We start from the raw sequence: 16,345 nt of genomic DNA, 5'->3' as shown, positions 1-16,345 counted from the left end.
GCAGCGGTCGCCCTCGCAGACATCACCACTGGCCTGGACAGCACTCGGTGGGAGATCACCACCGCAGAACAGCAGCTCCGTACGGTCCACGGCCCCGGAGACCGGGCGATCCCTCTGCACGACGTCGTCGTGCGTGCCACACGACGCAACTGATCACACCACTTCGCCGACGCCGGAACGTCCCGTTCCGGCGCCATACCCGCCTGCGCCATTCGAAAGGAACCCGCGCATGATCTCCCCGGATCTGTCTCTCCAGGTGAGCGGCGCCGACACGACGACGATCCATGACCCGCGCCGCCGCCGCTCGATCCTGATCGCGGTCTGCATCGCCCTCATGGCAGTCATCGCTTCCGTCTCCGGGCTGAACGTCGCCCAGCAGGAAATCGCCGTCGCGTTCGGCGCCTCGCAGAACACCGTCTTGTGGATCATCAACACCTACACCATCAGCCTCGCCGCGTTGCTCCTGCCGCTCGGCGCCTTGGGCGACCGATGGGGCCGTCGACCGGTACTGCTCGCAGGCCTGATCATCTTCGGAACGGCGAGCGCGGCCGCCGGCCTGGCCACGTCGTCCGCAATCATGATCGCAGCACGCCTCCTCAGCGGCGTCGGTGCAGCGATGATCATGCCCGTCACGCTGGCCGTCATCACCTCGACGTTTCCGCACGAGGAACGCTCCAAAGCGATCGGCGTGTGGACCGGCGTCGCCGGCGGTGGCGGCATCCTGGGGATGTACCTGTCGGCGATCTTGGTCGACCTGGCCAGTTGGCGCTGGCTGTTCGTCCTGCCGGTCGCACTTGTGACCGTGGCCATCACCACGGCACTTCGATCCGTTCCGAACTCACGCGAGAAGTCGGAACACGGATTCGACACCGTCGGTTCGCTGGCGTCCCTGATCGCCGCGGTCGGACTCATCTTCGTCCTCCACGAAGGCCCGGTACAGGGCTGGACCGCCCCCGGGACGCTCCTGAGCCTTCTGATCGGCGTCATCGGCGCCATCGGCTTCGTGGCGTGGGAACTGCGCCGGCCGGCTCCACTGCTTGACGTCCGCCTTTTCCGTGAGCGAAGTCTCGCCAGCGGCTCCGTGGCGCTTCTGGCGGTCTTCGGCGTACAGGCGGGAATCTTCGTCGTCCTCTTCCCGTACTTCCAGGCGGTGCTCGGCTGGTCCGGCCTGCGCTCCACCCTCGCACTCATGCCGATGGCGGTGACGATGATGCTCGCCTCCGGTCTCGCTCCGCGAGTAGCCGCGCGCATCGGCAGCCGCTCGACGATGGCAACAGGAATCTCTCTCGGGGGCGTGGGTCTGGCTCTCATGGCGACCTTCGTCTCCGTGGACGGCGGCTACCTCTCCGTCCTGCCGGGCATGCTCGCCATGGGACTCGGCATGGGGATGACGCAGACCCCGTCCACCGAGGCCATCACCTCCACCCTGCCCCCTGAGCGTCAAGGTGTCGCGTCCGCACTCAACGATGTGACCAGGGAGTTCGGCACCGCGCTCGGCGTCGCGCTGCTCGGAGCCGTCCTGTCCGCCGGATACCGCAACGCCATCGACTCCCGCCTCGACGCAGTCCCCGCCGACACCGCCGACACCGCCCGAGAAGGCGTCGCCAACGCCCTCGCCGCTGCCGGCGGCACCGGCACCCAGGCGCAGGCACTTGTCCGGGCCGCCCAGGAGTCCTTCGTCGACGGCTGGCAACAGGCCATGTGGGCAGGAGTCGGCGTCATGACCATCTTGTTGGTCTACGTTCTTGCGCGAGGTCCCCAGCGCACCCCACCCGCCTCCACGACCGAGGCGCATCCGACGAGCGAAACTACCGTCCAATAGGGCTCTGAATCGGTTCAACCCGCGGCCGGTTCGCATCGACCCTGAGATCGTCACCTACGTTGGATGGACACACCACCGACCGTCCTAGTGCGCGAGATCCTCAGCCAGGAATGCCCTCGGCCTGATCTGCGGATGTCGGGGGAGATGGCGAGGTGGGAGTTGACCTGACGGCAGTCCCTGGCAGGCACCCGAGCTCTCGCTCGGGTGCCTGCCAGCGGCAGATCCAGCCATGGGCGCCGGCAGACCCGGCTCTGCCGGGGCAGCCCCCCTGCGTACGGATGGACCAGCTCAGGTCGCCGGGCAGGTCTGCGCTAGGTCGAATGTTCCGTCGGTGCCGGTGATCAACGCCGTGGCGTTGGTGAGGGCGAACGGGTTCACCAACTCGCCGGTTGACGACAGGCCGGCTGGCGTCCTGATCCACGCCCTGTCGCCGACGATCGCACGGTCGGCGGCGGGCGTGGTCGTGATGGTCTCCGTGACGGGTCCACCCTCCGTGGCGAACTCGATGGTCAGTGAGATGAAGTTGCCCTGCTGTGTCGCAGCCGGCAGGGAGAAGACCCAGACGTCCTCGGCCTGGAAGGGACCACCGCCGAGGTTCGGGTCGCACACGTGAGTGCCGAACGCGGCCGCCGTCGTGCCGGTGTCCGCCGGATCGATGGTGATCGTCGTGCCACCCCCAGCCCACGCTGGTGCGGCGAAGCCCAGGCTGCTCACGGCGGCCAGCATGGTGGCCCCCGCGAGGCGGGTGAACGATGGTTTGGCCAACTGAATCCCCCCCCAGAAAGTGGATTTCTGTTAACAGCTCGTGAAGTGGGGCGCGACCCGATGTCAGGTAACCACGGATGACGGATGCCGATTGCCAGAATCCAGCTCTTCCCTTCGGGGGCCAGATGTCTGTGATAGGCGATCTGCGACCCGCGACTCCCGGGAGAAGACTTCCGACCCGACGGTGTCGGCCAGGGCGGCGAGGCCGGCCGGGCGGGTGGGTGGGAGCGGACTCTCTGCCGCTGAGATCGGACTCGGACGCTGCCTGGACATCCAACTGTGGGGTCGCCGGAAGTTCTACGCCGGGCACGCCGATGGTGCGTGAGGGCCGATGGCGTGCCATGCCCCACCGAGGTTCGGGAGTCCCCTCCGGTCCGCCGGCATCCTCGTCCGGCGCGAGGCAGGTGTCGGTGCGATGTCGTATGCCTATGGTGGAGTGCTTGCCATGGGCGTGCTGTACGACTACTTCCGGGCGAAGGATGATGCCGCGGCGGTTGGCCTGATGGCGGACCTCGACGGCGGGCCGGTCGTCGTCAGCGGCGGTGGCGGCGCAACTGCCGATGCGATTGACCTCAAGGGCATCGAGCCGGCAGTGACCCTCGGCAAGCTCGTGAGTTTCGTTCGAGGCGTCGACTGGGACGCGAACCTGGTCGGTCTCAAGCTGCTGTGGAGCGGGGACGAGCAGGAAGGGCCTTGGCTGATGTCCCTCGACCGCGTCACGCGGGACACACTCGCCTCGATCAACGACGCGCAAGTGCTCGAGTTGTCGGCGCGGTGGGGCCGGGTCGAGGAGTTGGCGTGGGATGGCCCCTTGCCGGAGGACCAGATGGTGCCTGTCATCAAGGAAGTCGCTGCCCTCGCCGAGCGCGCGCGAGACGCGGGTGAGGACCTGTATTGCTGGTGCTGCCTCTGACTGATGCACGTCATCGCCGCTCGCCGCGTCGCCGAAGCGTGTGAGGCCACCGGTCACCGGCCAGGCGTCGACGTCAGCGGACGGGCGCTCCGCCTGCAGGAGACTGCACCCACCTGCGGCTCCTCGTTGTCGCAGGTGAGAGTCGGTGCGGCGTCCTGTTTCACCCCGAATAGATCACTGGTTCACGAGTTGGGCCCGCCTGCCTTGGACGGAGGCGGACGGGAGGCGTGTCATGTCGCTGGTCCCATGCTTGCTGCCCGCACCCAGGCGGCTCGGCGGAGCAGGCGGAGTCCGTTGAGGCCGACGATGATGGTGGAGCCTTCGTGCCCGGCGACTCCGAGTGGTAGGGGCAGGGTGCCGATGAGGTCCCACGCGACGAGTACGGCGATGAACGTGGCGGCGATGGTGAGGTTCGCGATGACGAGCCGGCGGGCGCGGCGGGCCAGTTCGATGACGGCGGGCAGGGTGGCGAGTTCGTCGCGGGTGACGACGGTGTCGGCGGTGTCGAGGGCGAGGTCGGAGCCGGCGCGGCCCATGGCGATGCCGACGTGGGCGGCGGCCAGGGCGGGGGCGTCGTTGACGCCGTCGCCGACCAGGACCACGCGGTCTCCGCGGCTCTCCATCTCGCGTACCGCGGCGACCTTGTCCTGAGGTAGCAGACCGGCGCGGACATCGGCGATTCCGACCTCGCCGGCGAGCCGTCGGGCGGCGCGTTCGTTGTCGCCGGTCAGCAGCACCGGGCGCACTCCGGTCACCGCGGTGAGGTGGGCGACCGTTGCGGCGGCGTCAGGGCGGAGCTTGTCGGCCAGGCCCAGCACGCCGACGGGTTCGCCGTCGACCTGGACCACGACCGCTGTTCGGCCCGTCTGCTCCAGTTCGTCGACGAGAGCGCACAGTGCGCGGTCGTGGCCCGTCTCCCATCCGGCAGGGCTGCCCACGTCGACCCGGTGGCCTTCGACCTGGGCGGTGACGCCGCGCCCGGGAGTCGAGGTGAAGGCGTCCGGTGCGGATAGCGGGAGCTGCGCCTCACGGGCGGCGGTGACCACCGCCCGTGCGAGCGGGTGTTCGGAGGAACGCTCGGCAGCGGCGGCCAACGTGAGGAGTTGGCGCTCGCTGAGGCTGGCGCGGGGGAGGAGCCGGATGTCGGTCAGGTGTGGGGCGCCTTCGGTGAGGGTGCCGGTCTTGTCGAAGGCGACCCGGGTGGCGGTGGCGAGGTGTTCCATCACCACGGCGGACTTGACCAGCACGCCGTGCCGGCCGGCGTTGGCGATAGCGGACAGCAGCGGCGGCATGGTGGCCAGCACCACCGCGCACGGCGACGCGACGATCATGAAAGTCATCGCCCTCAGCAGCGTCGGTTGCAGTTCGGCACCCAGCACCAGCGGGATCACGAACAGGGCGACGGTGGCGGCGACCATGCCGATTGAGTAGCGCTGTTCGACCTTCTCGATGAACAACTGCACCCGCGCCTTGGTGGCGCTGGCTTCGGCGACCATGGCGACGATCCGGGCGATGACCGTGTCGCCGGCAGGCCGGGTCACACGGATGCGGAGCGCACCGGTGCCGTTGAGGGTTCCCGCGAACACCTCGTCGCCGGGGTGCTTGTCGACGGGCAGCGGCTCGCCGGTGATGGTGGCCTGGTCGACCTCACTCGCGCCGCCGGTGACCTCTCCGTCGGCGCCGATCCGCTCTCCGGGACGGACCAGGATGACGTCTCCCACGTGCAGGTCGGCGGCGTCGACGGTCTCCTCGCCGGTCGCGGTGAGGCGGGTGGCCGTGTCGGGTGCGAGGTCCAGCAGACCGCTGACGGAGTCCTCGGTGCGTGTGGTGGCGACGGCTTCCAGTGCGCCCGAGGTGGCGAAGATGACGATGAGCAGCGCCCCGTCGAGGACCTGGCCGATGGACGCCGCGCCGATCGCCGCCAGGACCATCAGAAGGTCGACGTCGAGTTTGCGCTCGCGCAGCGCCCGCAACCCGGCCCAGCCCGGCTCCCACCCGCCCGCGGCGTAGCAGGCGAGGTACAACGCCCACCACACCCAGCTCGGCGCGGGGGACAGGTGGGCCAGCAGGCCGAGCACGAACAGGCCGGTCGCGGCGGCGGCCCAGCGGACCTCCGGCAGCGACCACAGGGCGGTCCGCCGCTGGCCGGCTCGACGGCTGGTGGCCGGCGCTGTGGGCTGGGCAGCGGAGGGGTTCTCGACGCTCGTCGTCACCCGGGCATCTTATATGCGCATACACGCAGATACGCAAGCAATGGAATGGTCGGTATGCTCGGCCCATGCACACGTCGCTGCCCGACTTCGACATGCCCAACGAGGAGCAGGTGCATCTCGCGGCCGAGACGTTCCGACTCCTGGCCGATCCCACCCGGGTCAAGGTCCTGTGGGCGCTCTTGCAGGGGGAGTCCTCCGTCGCCTGCCTCGCCGAGCTCGCCGGAGCCGCCCCCACCGCGGTCAGCCAGCATCTGGCCAAGCTGCGCCTCGCGGGCCTCGTCAAGGGGCGCCGCGAGGGAACATTCGTCTACTACTCCGCTGCTGACGACCACGTCCGGCGGCTCCTCCGGCAGGCTCTGTTCCACGCCGACCACATCGACCGCAACCTGTCCGAAGCGCCCACGGCGTGAGCGAGTAGCGGCTGGTCGCGTTCGCCTCGCCGACGTCGTTCGGCTCTGAGCGAGTCGCGCACCCGGCATACCCCCGGGGGTATGTGTTACCGTCGGAGGCGGAGGGTGATGAGATGAAGATGCGTCCGGAGATGACCGGCGAGGCGCTGACCCGGCTCAAGCGGGCCCGAGGGCAGCTCAACGCGGTCATCGAGATGATGGAGAACGGCGAGGACTGCCGCGAGGCGCTGACCCAGCTCGCCGCGGTGTCGAAGGCGATCGACCGGGCGGGTTTCAAGATCATCGCCTCCGGGATGCGGCACTGCTCCGCTGCCCGTGATCGCGGCGAGCAGCCGGAGATGACCGAAGCGGAACTGGAGAAGCTCTTCCTGGCCCTGGCGTGATCCGCCGAGCCTGACGCTCCGCGCCCGGACGGCGTGTCCGCCGCCCGGGTGGGTAAGCGCGTGTGCGATGTCGACCAGGGGTGACGACTATTCCCGGCATACCCCCCGGGGTATATGTGAGAAGGAGCAGACGGATGACGGTGCAGGTGTCGGTGATCGCGACCTCGTCCCTGGGTGACCGCAGCTACCTGGCGACGGACGGCCGTGTGGCGGTGGTGGTGGACCCACAGCGGGACATCGACCGGGTCGTGTATCTCGCGGGGGAGAAGGGCGTGCGCATCACCCACGTGGTGGAGACGCACATGCACAACGACTACGTCTCCGGCGGCCTGCAACTGGCCCGGCTGACCGGCGCCGAGTACCTCGTCGCGGCCGCGGACAGCGTGACGTTCCACCGGACTCCGGTCTCGGACGGCGACGTCGTCGACGTGTCCGACGCGCTGCGCCTCCGGGTCGTCGGCACGCCGGGCCACACGTTCCACCACCTGTCGTACGTGCTCGACGAGGCCGGCGACGGCGACGGCTGGGTCCCGGTCGGTGTGTTCACCGGCGGCTCGCTGCTGTTCGGCACCACCGGCCGCACCGATCTGCTCGGCCAGCAGCATGCGCACGAGCTGGCCCAGCATCAGCACGCCTCCGCCCAGCGGCTCGCCGACCTCCTGCCCGACGGCACACAGGTCTGGCCCACCCACGGATTCGGCAGCTTCTGCTCGGCCAGCCAGGCCGACGCGCCCGAGTCGACCATCGGGCGGGAGAAACAGGCCAACCCCGTGTTCCGACTCGCCGCGGACCGGTTCGTCACCGAGACCCTGGCCGGCTTGGACGCCTACCCGGCCTACTACGCCCACATGGGCGTCGCCAACGCGGCAGGCCCGGCGCCGGTCGACCTCACCCCGATCAACCGGGCCGACGCCGACGAACTGCGCCGACGGATCGCCGCCGGCGAGTGGGTGGTCGATCTGCGACACCGCAGGGCGTACGCCTCAGCGCACCTGGCCGGCACGGTCGGCCTCGGCCTCGACGGGCCGATGTCCACCTGGCTGGGCTGGCTCATCGACTGGGGTACGCCGATCACACTGCTCGCCGAGACACCGCAGCAGGTCGCCGCCGCGCAGCGTGAGCTGGTCCGGATCGGCATCGACCGACCCGCCGCCCAGTCCAGCGGCGACCCCGAGGACTGGGCGACCGACCGGTCGGATCTCCGCGAGCTGAGCGTCGCCGACTTCGCGGCCCTCGCGGCCGCGCAGGCCGGGGACACCCCGGTCGGCCTGCCTGACCCGCACGTCGTGCTGGACGTGCGGATGACCAACGAGTGGACCGCCGGCCACATCGACGGCGCCGTGCACATCCCGCTGCCCGACCTGCCCAAGCGCCTCCGCGACGTACCAGCCGGCACCGTCTGGGTGCACTGCGGCTCCGGCTACCGCGCCACCGCCGCCGCGTCGCTGCTGGCCAACACCGGCCGCGAGGTCGTCCTGATCGACGACATGTTCGGCCGGGCCGAACAGGCCGGCGTGCGGATGGCTCCCACCTCCTGAAAGGACGCACATGACCACGACCCCGACCAGCCCCGGCACGCTCGACACGGCGACCCTGCGCGAGCTGATCGCCGCCGGCCGGACACCCCGGCTGCTCGACGTCCGCACCCCCGGCGAGTTCGAGACCTCGCACATCCCGGGCTCCTACAACGTGCCGCTGGACCTGCTCACGGAACACCGCGAGGAACTGCGCCGCCACCTCGACGAGGACGTCGTCCTGATCTGCCGCTCCGGCGCCCGCGCCGCCCAGGCCCGGCGGGCCCTCGCCGACGTCGGCCTACCCAACCTCCGCGTACTCGACGGAGGCATCATGGCCTGGCAGGCGGGTCACGCGCCGATCAGCCAGGGCAGGCCCCGCTGGGACCTCGAGCGTCAGGTCCGCCTGGTCGCCGGTGCCATCGTCCTGGCCAGCGTCGTCGCCTCGGTGTTCGTACCCGGCCTGAAGTGGGTCGCCGGCTTCATCGGCGCCGGTCTCACCGTCGCGGCGCTGACCAACACCTGCGCCATGGGCATGCTGCTCGCCAAGCTTCCCTACAACCGTGGCGCCACCTGCGACCTGGGCACCGTCATCGGCCAGCTGGGTGGTGAGTCGGCGGCCCGTCGGCCGGCATGACCGGCAGTCTCGCCCTCACCGTCGGTCTGGCCGTCCTGATCGGAGTCAGCCTCGGCCTGCTCGGCGGCGGCGGTTCGATCCTGGCCGTACCGCTGCTCGTCTACGTCGCCGACCTGCCGGCCAAGGAAGCCATCGCCACCTCGCTGCTCGTCGTCGGCGTCACGAGTGCCGTCGGCGTCCTGCCGCACGCCCGGGCCGGACGCGTCCGGTGGCGCACCGGGCTGATCTTCGGCGTCGCCGGCATGGCCGGCGCCTACACCGGCGGCCGCCTGGCCGGGTTCATTCCCGCCGGTGTGCTGCTGACCGGCTTCGCCCTGATGATGCTCGCCACCGCCATCGCGATGATTCGCGGCCGCCGCGCCGCGGAGACCCGGCCGGTGCCGCACGAGCTGCCCATCCTGCGGGTCATCATCGACGGCGTCGTGGTCGGCCTGGTCACGGGCCTGGTCGGCGCCGGCGGCGGCTTCCTGGTGGTACCGGCACTGGCCCTGCTCGGCGGCCTGCCGATGCCCGTCGCCGTGGGCACCTCACTGGTCGTCATCGCGATGAAGTCCTTCGCCGGCCTCGCCGGCTACCTCTCCAGCGTCAGCATCGACTGGGGCCTGGCCGCCGCCGTCACCACGGCCGCCGTGATCGGCAGCCTGCTCGGTGGCCGGCTCGCCGGCCGGATTCCCGAGAACGCGCTGCGTACGGCGTTCGGCTGGTTCGTCGTGGTGATGGGCGTGTTCGTCCTCGCCCAGCAGTTGCCCCACCAGGTGAGCACCAGTCCCGTGCTGTGGGCCGCGGTCGGCGTGGCCGCGGTGGCGGCGCTCGGGGGCGCGTCGGTGTGCCTCGCGCGCCCGGGGTGCGTCGGTGTCCGCCTCGCGCGCCGGACGGACAGCCGACCGCGTTCGTGATAGACCGCCATGGTGAGGACGACGTCGTGAACCGCCGCTCGTAGGAGATGCACATGCCTGGACCGCGCGCCTTCTGGATCGATGAGCCCTTCGACCGTGAGCACGGCGCGGACGGGCGCGGTCGCTACGAGGCGGAGGTCGTGAGGCGCATCGACGAGTTCGCCGACACGTGGGGGCACATCGCGCCCGTCACCTTCGCGGCCACAGCGTGGCGACTGGCCTCCGAACTGTCACCTGGCTACGTACGCTGGCACCGGCGGATCATCTCCGCGACCTGCCTGGCGAGCCCGTGGGACGGGAGCATGACCTGCGCCGTGTCGATGATCTCCCGGTGGCCCGCCGAGCTCACGTGGACCAGGCAGTGGCAGCGCGACCGGGGTTGGCGGGACTGGCCGCAGCTGTTCGGCCAGTACACGACACCGTCGGACCAGGACGTGACGCGCAGCCCCCACCTGCGGGCGGTGTTGCAGGTCGAGGCGCCGCTTCCCCTCGATGATCTGCCTCCGGCCCCTGACGGCCCGGACGCGTCCGTAGCTCCCGCGGCGCGTCGAGCGGTCACGGTGCTGGCCCGCGAACTCAACGAGCTCCTCGCCCCGATGATCGGCCAGCTGGAAGCCGGTGTACCAGCGGATTCCTGAGTGTCACCGCTGACGCGGTCGGCGCCTTCCACCAACTCTCGGGCTACGCCAACCCGGCCGTGTCGTCGACGCTCAGACGCTGGCGCCCTCGGGGTGCCGGGCCCCGGCGGCCACCATTTCTGCGGTGACCGGGGAGGGCTTGAAGCCTTTGACGATCAGATAGACGCCCAGCGAGAACTCCCACACCGCGATCGGGACGGCCGCGATCGCCGCCACCGGGGACAGCCGATCCCAGAGCCCGAACAGAGTGCCGGCGTCGGCCACGACGAGCAGGGGCGCTCCGACGAGCCCGAGCACGGGGAGGACGCGCGGCACGAGCCGTGACTGGTACAGCAGGGAACCCAGCAACAGGGCGTTCACGGCCGGGATGAGGCTTTGGCTGAGTAGGAAGATCGAGTCGTAGAAGGCGACCAGCGCCTGTCCGGTGACCAGGGCGTCGGCTCCGGCTTCGGCTCGCCGCAGGGCCACGAGCGTCAGGAGGCTCGCGACGCCGACGAAGATGCCGGCCGCTTCGAGGACCCGGGCGCTCACGAAGCCCAGCGCTCGGGCTGCGCCCTGCCGCTTGACCACCGGGTACAGCACGACGGCGGTGCCGATGCAGGAGAGGGCAACGATCACCTCGAGGACGCCGCCGATGACGACGGGGGTCTCCGACGTCGTGCCGACGAGGTAGTCCGCGTCGTGCACCGGACCGTACAGGGCGACGGTCGGAATCGAGACGAAGGTGAGCACGTAGAACACGCCCGCGACCAGCGCGGTCCTCCTGAGTGAGCCCATCGGGGCTCCTTTCGTTGCGGCGTTCAGTCGACGATCGTCTTGCGGTCACCCTCCTGCGAATCGGTGCGATGGCGAATCGGCCGCTCGGGCAATCCTGTTGTGCCGTGCAACAGACGCCGGTACCCGAGTCGTGTATCCCGGTGTGAGCGTGCGGCGCGGCGGGGGAGGGTGGCAGAGGTTTGGATTTCGACGACTACGTACGAGCGCGAGGCGCGGCGCTGGTGCGGCTCGCGCGGCTGTTGACCGGCGACCGGCATCGCGGTGAGGACCTGGCACAGGAGGTGCTGGCGCGGGCGTTCGCGCGGTGGAACCGGATCTCGGCCGCGAACCCTGAGGCGTATCTGCGCCGGATGCTGGTCAACGCGTCGATCACCCGCTGGAGGCGACTGTCGAGCCGCGAGATCGTCGTAGCTGACACCGGCGATCCCGCTAGCCGCCGGGACCTCGAATCGGAGTTTGTGGAACGTGACGCCCTGTGGCGTCACGTGCGGCAGTTGCCCGCCAAGCAACGGGCGGCAATCGTGCTGCGCTATTACGAGGATCTTGACGATGCGTCGATAGCCGCCTTGCTCAGCTGCTCGACGGTGACCGTGCGTACGCAGGTGAAGCGCGCGCTTGCGACGTTGCGGGGCAAGGTGGGTGCTGATGTGGCGCTGACACCAACGGGAGGACGCGATGACTGACCTGGATCGGGCGCTGCACGAGACGTTGACCCGGGTTGCCGACGATGACGTACACGTCGACCGGCTCCTCGCCGGGGCCCGCACGGCGGGCGTCCGCTACCGCCGTCGGCGGCGGTGGGGTCTCGCTCTGGGCGCGACGGGCCTGTCGGCCGGCGCGGGCGCGGTGGTGCTGTCGCTGACCGCGGCGCTGAGCCCGGGTGCCGGGCCGGTGCCGGAGGCGGGGCTCGGGCCGGGCGTGGCGACGCCGTCGCCGCCGCCCTCGCCGTCATCGTCGCCGTCCCCGCGGTCACCGCGCCCTGCGCCGATGACGGTGTTGCCGACACCGCCGGTCGCACCCGGCGCCCCCACGGCCGTCGATTCGGCCGACGCGGTCGGCCAGCCGCTGATGCTGCACCTCGGCCTGGCCCGGTTGCCGTTCCCGATCATCGGTATGCAGTACCAGCAGCTGATCGACGAGCGGCAGGAGAGCCTCGTCATCGACGGTGTCGACGACGACGGTCAGTCCCGAACGCTCATCGTGCGGGTCGGGGCCGACACGAAGGACTTCGAACCGCTGACCGGTAAGCGCACAGCCGTCCGCGTCGCCGGGCGACCCGGCACGTTCGCCCTCGAGGAGGCGGGCGACCGCCGGGCCGCCGTGCTGCGCTGGAAGACCGCCAACGGCCTCTGGATGCAGGTCGCGGGAGCCCGGGGCCAGGACGATGCGTTGGCGGTCGCGGCCAGCGTCCGCCTGGATCGCACCTACCGCTGTGTCGCGCCCTACCGGTTGCGTTCACTGCCGGCCGCGATGACGCCCGAGAGCTGTTCGGTGGTGTTCCGGGACGCCAGGGCCACCAGCATGCTGAGCGTGAGCGACGGATCGTTCCATGTCCTGCTCACCACGGAATCCGGGGGGATCTCCGACGCCAACGACCAGATCGGCGGCCGGCCGGCCCGGGTCGTGGAGCACCGGGGCGACGGCGGCGCCCCCATCATGGAGGTGGCCGTCGACCAGGGGAGCGCCGTCCTGTCGCTGACCGCCTCCGGCCGCTACGACCCCACGTTGGTCCGCCGGATCGCCGCCGACTGCGACTGGACGGGCGGCCCGGACCCCGCGACGTGGCCCGTTGACCCGTTCACCGGCGATCGGTGACCGGAGCAGGCCGGCGCGTGTGCGGCGGTGGACGCGCGAGGCGTCCACCGCCGCACGAGGGGCACCCGCCGCGCTCCGCCGTTCCACCAGCGCGTTGACCGGAACGCGTCTCCCGTGCCTTCTCGACGGCCCCACCGCGGCTCGGCGGACGGCGTGATGAGCGCTGGGACTGATCGTCACGTCCGTGGGTAGATGCTTCATCTCGTTCTGCCGGTGCGGGAGGTGCGATGGTCAGGCGGAGAACGTTCCGCGACGCCGTGGTGCTGGTCACGGGGGCGTCGAGCGGAATCGGCCGCGCGACCGCGTTGGCGTTCGCTGCCGAAGGGGCCAGGTTGGTCCTCGCCTCGCGGAGCCCGGAAGCGCTTGCCGAGGTGGAACACGAGTGCCGGGCGCGGGGCGGGCAGGTGCTCGTCGTGCCGACCGACGTCACCGATCCCGCAGCCGTTGAGCGGTTGGCCCGGCTCGCGGTGCAGCGGTTCGGGCGGATAGACGTCTGGGTCGAAGCGGTGGCCGTCGGAATCGCCGGGCCGCTGGGCTCGGAGTCGGTGGACGAGATCCGTCGGCTGGTGGACACCAACGTCTTCGGCACCGTGCTGTGCGCACGCGCCGCGCTGACACGATTTCACACGCAGGACGATGGTGTCCTCGTGCTCATCGGATCCCTGCTGTCGGTGTTCCCGAACCCGATGGTCCCGCTCTACTCCATGACCAAGTTCGCCCTCAGAGGCCTGGCCCTGAACCTTCAGCAGGCGGTCGCCGGTCATCCTCGGATACGGGTCTGTCTCGTGTTGCCCGGGCCGGTCGACACGCCGTTCTTCGGGCGGGCCGCCAACCACTCGGGCCGCCAACTACGCGCCATCCCGCCCGCGTACGCGCCGGAACGCCTCGCGGCCACGATTCTCGCCTGCGCCCGCCGCCCCCGCCGGCAGGCGACTACCGGGTTGCTCTCACACCTGGCCCTCGCCGCCCACCGGATCGCGCCGCGTGTCAGCGAGTCGGTGGTCGCCCGGTGGGGCGCGACGTTCGTGACCAGGCCGGCCCCTGCCGCGCCCGGGTCGGGATCGCTGTTCGAGCCACCACCGGCCGGGGCGGCGCACGGCGGATATCGCCGCGGCCGGGCCCGCCGCCGGCTCGGCGAATGGCTGGGCGCCGCCCGCGTACGCAGGAATCGACCGGCCCAGCGCTGACCGCCGGTCTCACGGTCAGGGCCGGTTGTGCACGAACCACGCGTCACCGGCGGGCAGGGCGACGGCGACCTCCCACCGCCTCAGGTCGAGGTTCGACGCGAGCCCCTTGAGCTGGCCGGCCGCGATCCACGCCTCGTCACCCGGCGTCGGGCGGCGACCCACCTGGAACTGCAGCATGGTGCCCCACGACGCGACCAGGCGGGCGTCCCACCGGTCACGCCACTGCGCCAACACCTCCGCGAGCGCCTGCCGGTACTCCAGCGTGAGCGCACCGTAGAAGTCCACCCAGTACCCCGAGCTGCGGACGTCGCTGGTCGGCAGCAACATGAGCAGGACGCTGGCAGGCGTGTACCAGTAGGCGGTCTGCGTCACGAACCGCACCCTGCCGAGCACCCGGGCGTGCAGGTCGGCGTCGGCGAGCACCCGGTCGTACAGCGCCCGCTCCAGCGCCTGACGCGGAGCGGGCAGCGCCACATCCGACACCATGGCCCTCACGTCCAGGTCGATGCCGGCCAGGCCGCGCGCGTAGTACTCGGCCTCATCCTCGTCGACCACGTCGTCCTGCATGTAGTGGCGGTAGACCAGCCAGGGCTCGGAAGACTCGGCCTTCTCGGCGAACGCGCGCAGCGCCGACTCCGACGGACCCGGCTGCGGCTCGGGCCGGATCGTCAGCGTGTCACCAAAGTCGTCCGTGACCAGGACGGGCCGGCGTCCGGTGACCGGCACCAGTGCGTCGGCGGCCCGCCAGGCCTCGTGCAGGCGATGAGGGTCGATGCCGGCGACGATGACGGTGCCCGAGGGGCCGTGCCCGATTGGCAGGCCGGCCAGTGGTGTGCCGACGAACGCCGCTTCGATCTGGTCGAGGTCGTTTCGCACGGTGGAAGTGTCGCCGATGATCGACAGCGGCGACAGCCCGTGCCGTGTCGGCGCGGGCTCAGGCGTTTCGCAGCGGCCGGAACGCGGCCCGCACCTCGGTGGAGAAGAGCTCCGGCTCCTCCCAGGCGGCGAAGTGGCCACCCTTGTCGACCTCGTTGAAGTACGCGAGGCCGGGGTACACCGCCTCGGCCCAGCTGCGCGGGGCAGCCCAGAGCTCGTCGGGGAACGTCGTGAAGCCGACCGGAACTCGGACCGGCGGAGGAGCCTGGCCAGACGCAGCGGCTGCGGCTCGGAACCGTCCGAATTCCCAGTACCACCGGGCGGCCGAGGTGCCGGTGCCCGTCAGCCAGTACAGCGTGATGTTGTCGACGATGCTGTCCCGGGTGAGGCCGCCCGCGGGCTCGCCGTCGACCAACGCGCGGGACATCTTGTAGTAGCTGTCCGTGTCGTGGTCGAGCATCCAGGCCGCCAGCCCGACCGGTGAATCCAGCAGGGAGTAGCCGATCGTCTGCGGCCGGGTGGACTGCTCCAGGAAGTAGCCGAAGCCGTCCGTCATGAACGTGTTGAGCGCGTCGAGCGCCGCGCGTTCCTGCTCAGATTCCGCCGGCAGTTGGTCCTTGAGGGCGATCGCCCCGGAGAGCAGGTTGAGGTGGATGCCGAGCAGGCCTTCGGGTGCTTGGCGACCCATCGCGTCCGTGACGTTGGCGCCCACGTCGCCGCCCTGGGCGACGTAGCGCGGATAGCCGACGCGGCCCATCAGCTCCGCCCATGCGCGCGCCATGCGGTTGGAATCCCAACCGAGCTCGGTCGGCTCGCTTGAGAAGCCGTAGCCGGGCAAGGAAGGCAGCACCAGGTGGAAGGCGTCCTCGGCGCTTCCGCCGTGCGCGGTCGGATCGGTGAGCGGGCCGATGACCCCGAGCAGTTCGACGACCGAGCCGGGCCAACCGTGCGTCATGATCAGCGGCAGGGCGTTCTCGTGCCGCGACCGTACGTGGACGAAGTGGATCTCGACGCCGTCGATGGAGGTCGTGAACTGCGGCAGGGCGTTCAGCCTCGCCTCGAACGCGCGCCAGTCGTGGTCGGTCGTCCAGTAGCGGGCCAGCTCCTGGACCGTCGCCAGCTGCACGCCCTGAGAGCGATCGCCGACCAGCTCTCGGGTGGGCCAGCGCGTGGCCGCTATCCGGCGACGCAGGTCGGCAATCGCCTCTTCCGGCGTATCGAGTCGGAAGGGACGGATTTCGTTGTCGTCGGACATGTCCTCCACCTGCCGCGTCGGGTCGACCGGCGCCCGGGCACCGGCGGGGCTGACACTCGCCCAGTCTCGCACCGGCCCGACGACCGGCGGACCGGAACGCGCATTCGCCCTCGCATCCCGCCGGAACCGCCTGCCCGCGACGACCATCAGCTGTCCTCTCCTGCCGGCGGCACCGGGTGGCACCGATGATCCGACCAGCGGGGCGGGAGCCGGGCGCTGCCCGGAGGCGGGTGGGGGCACTATC

16 protein-coding genes are annotated in these 16,345 nt (G+C 70.7%); 11 read left to right on the top strand and 5 right to left on the bottom strand.

The genetic code is table 11. The features are described 5' to 3' along the window. The first annotated feature begins 229 nt into the window (after positions 1-229). Positions 230-1,822 carry an MFS transporter gene (locus tag D7193_RS24685; protein ID WP_120781900.1) on the top strand — a complete coding sequence of 531 codons (1,593 nt, stop codon included), beginning with the start codon at positions 230-232 and terminating at the stop codon, positions 1,820-1,822. A 288-nt stretch (positions 1,823-2,110) separates the two neighbouring features. Here D7193_RS24685 and D7193_RS24680 read toward each other — a convergent pair whose 3' ends face one another. Continuing rightward, positions 2,111-2,587, bottom strand: coding sequence for a hypothetical protein (locus D7193_RS24680; protein ID WP_147434444.1), 477 nt, complete (start codon positions 2,585-2,587; stop codon positions 2,111-2,113). Positions 2,588-3,032: 445 nt separating this feature from the next. On the opposite strand from D7193_RS24680, the gene D7193_RS24675 reads away from it, so the two are divergent. Beyond that, positions 3,033-3,500 (top strand): hypothetical protein, encoded by a 468-nt coding sequence (locus tag D7193_RS24675; RefSeq protein WP_120781898.1) that lies wholly within the window; start codon positions 3,033-3,035, stop codon positions 3,498-3,500. A gap of 230 nt (positions 3,501-3,730) precedes the next feature. Here D7193_RS24675 and D7193_RS24670 read toward each other — a convergent pair whose 3' ends face one another. Continuing rightward, the gene (locus D7193_RS24670) at positions 3,731-5,713 is read right to left on the bottom strand and encodes a heavy metal translocating P-type ATPase (RefSeq protein ID WP_120781897.1); all 1,983 of its coding nucleotides are present in this window, start codon (positions 5,711-5,713) and stop codon (positions 3,731-3,733) included. A gap of 65 nt (positions 5,714-5,778) precedes the next feature. On the opposite strand from D7193_RS24670, the gene D7193_RS24665 reads away from it, so the two are divergent. The 6 genes from D7193_RS24665 to D7193_RS24640 all read left to right on the top strand — a co-directional run bounded on the left by D7193_RS24665 (position 5,779) and on the right by D7193_RS24640 (position 10,191). Then, positions 5,779-6,123 carry an ArsR/SmtB family transcription factor gene (locus D7193_RS24665; RefSeq protein ID WP_120781896.1) on the top strand — a complete coding sequence of 115 codons (345 nt, stop codon included), beginning with the start codon at positions 5,779-5,781 and terminating at the stop codon, positions 6,121-6,123. A 113-nt stretch (positions 6,124-6,236) separates the two neighbouring features. Then, the gene (locus D7193_RS24660; protein ID WP_120781895.1) at positions 6,237-6,506 is read left to right on the top strand and encodes a metal-sensitive transcriptional regulator; all 270 of its coding nucleotides are present in this window, start codon (positions 6,237-6,239) and stop codon (positions 6,504-6,506) included. 134 nt (positions 6,507-6,640) lie between these two features. Beyond that, positions 6,641-8,044, top strand: coding sequence for an MBL fold metallo-hydrolase (locus tag D7193_RS24655; protein WP_120781894.1), 1,404 nt, complete (start codon positions 6,641-6,643; stop codon positions 8,042-8,044). Positions 8,045-8,054: 10 nt separating this feature from the next. After that, positions 8,055-8,657 carry a rhodanese-like domain-containing protein gene (locus D7193_RS24650; RefSeq protein WP_120781893.1) on the top strand — a complete coding sequence of 201 codons (603 nt, stop codon included), beginning with the start codon at positions 8,055-8,057 and terminating at the stop codon, positions 8,655-8,657. Next, positions 8,654-9,553: a sulfite exporter TauE/SafE family protein gene (locus D7193_RS24645; protein ID WP_120781892.1), complete on the top strand. Its 900-nt coding sequence runs from the start codon at positions 8,654-8,656 to the stop codon at positions 9,551-9,553. Before D7193_RS24650 ends, D7193_RS24645 begins: the two co-directional genes overlap by 4 nt. 53 nt (positions 9,554-9,606) lie before the next feature. Further along, on the top strand, positions 9,607-10,191 hold the full coding sequence (locus D7193_RS24640; protein ID WP_241563378.1) for a hypothetical protein: 585 nt from the start codon (positions 9,607-9,609) through the stop codon (positions 10,189-10,191). A 72-nt stretch (positions 10,192-10,263) separates the two neighbouring features. Here D7193_RS24640 and D7193_RS24635 read toward each other — a convergent pair whose 3' ends face one another. Then, positions 10,264-10,968, bottom strand: a complete 705-nt coding sequence (locus tag D7193_RS24635) for a DUF4386 domain-containing protein (protein ID WP_120781890.1) — start codon at positions 10,966-10,968, stop codon at positions 10,264-10,266. Between the two features lie 179 nt (positions 10,969-11,147). On the opposite strand from D7193_RS24635, the gene D7193_RS24630 reads away from it, so the two are divergent. From D7193_RS24630 to D7193_RS24620, 3 genes are all read left to right on the top strand, one after another. After that, positions 11,148-11,651 (top strand): SigE family RNA polymerase sigma factor, encoded by a 504-nt coding sequence (locus tag D7193_RS24630; protein ID WP_120781889.1) that lies wholly within the window; start codon positions 11,148-11,150, stop codon positions 11,649-11,651. After that, the gene (locus D7193_RS24625) at positions 11,644-12,783 is read left to right on the top strand and encodes a hypothetical protein (protein ID WP_120781888.1); all 1,140 of its coding nucleotides are present in this window, start codon (positions 11,644-11,646) and stop codon (positions 12,781-12,783) included. Before D7193_RS24630 ends, D7193_RS24625 begins: the two co-directional genes overlap by 8 nt. Before the next feature lie 227 nt (positions 12,784-13,010). Further along, positions 13,011-13,970 carry an SDR family NAD(P)-dependent oxidoreductase gene (locus D7193_RS24620; RefSeq protein WP_120781887.1) on the top strand — a complete coding sequence of 320 codons (960 nt, stop codon included), beginning with the start codon at positions 13,011-13,013 and terminating at the stop codon, positions 13,968-13,970. A gap of 15 nt (positions 13,971-13,985) precedes the next feature. On the opposite strand, the gene D7193_RS24615 is transcribed toward D7193_RS24620, so the two are convergent. After that, entirely contained in the window at positions 13,986-14,846 is an 861-nt protein-coding gene (locus tag D7193_RS24615; protein WP_120781886.1) for a hypothetical protein, read from the bottom strand. A gap of 58 nt (positions 14,847-14,904) precedes the next feature. Then, entirely contained in the window at positions 14,905-16,101 is a 1,197-nt protein-coding gene (locus D7193_RS24610) for an epoxide hydrolase family protein (protein ID WP_120782207.1), read from the bottom strand. Positions 16,102-16,345 lie beyond the last annotated feature (244 nt).

This window comes from Micromonospora costi (genome assembly GCF_003626655.1).
GTDB classification, from domain to species: domain Bacteria; phylum Actinomycetota; class Actinomycetes; order Mycobacteriales; family Micromonosporaceae; genus Micromonospora; species Micromonospora costi.
This window is presented reverse-complemented; position numbering and strand designations above follow the sequence as displayed.